The organism is Chitinophaga sp. Cy-1792, from assembly GCF_011752935.1.
Classification (GTDB): Bacteria; Bacteroidota; Bacteroidia; order Chitinophagales; family Chitinophagaceae; genus Chitinophaga.
In genome coordinates, this window is record NZ_VWWO01000026.1 from 1 (window position 1) to 481 (window position 481).

Consider the following 481-nt stretch of genomic DNA (forward strand, 5'->3'; position numbering starts at 1 on the left):
AAATCGGTAATTGGGGCTAAGTCGTAACAAGGTAGCCGTATCGGAAGGTGCGGCTGGAATACCTCCTTTTTAGAGCTCATTAACCTATGAGCTGTTGTTTCCTTCTTCTTTCAATAAGTAGTTCTTTTTATAAAGATCATCAATCTGGTAACAGATTGATACCCTTAGACAGATCCGTAGCTCAGCCTGGTTAGAGCACTACACTGATAATGTAGGGGTCAGCAGTTCAAATCTGCTCGGGTCTACTAATTAATTGTTGGGGGATTAGCTCAGCTGGCTAGAGCACCTGCCTTGCACGCAGGGGGTCAACGGTTCGAATCCGTTATCCTCCACTCACGATTAAGCAATTAATCTAAGTTCTTTGACATATTGGAGAATACAAGTTGTGTACTAAGTAGTAATACTTAATACAAAAATATTTAAAGCGAATAAGGGCGCATGGTGGATGCCTAGGATCTAAGAGGCGATGAAGGACGTGGTA

General features: G+C 42.4%; 2 tRNA genes and 1 rRNA gene. All 3 read left to right on the top strand.

Annotated elements, in window-relative coordinates:
• Positions 1 to 69: ribosomal RNA gene (locus tag F3J22_RS30305) — 16S ribosomal RNA — on the top strand; the annotation flags it as partial.
• A gap of 101 nt (positions 70 to 170) precedes the next feature.
• Positions 171 to 245, top strand: a tRNA-Ile gene (locus tag F3J22_RS30310).
• A gap of 13 nt (positions 246 to 258) precedes the next feature.
• Positions 259 to 332: transfer RNA gene (locus tag F3J22_RS30315), tRNA-Ala, on the top strand.
• Positions 333 to 481: the final 149 nt, after the last annotated feature.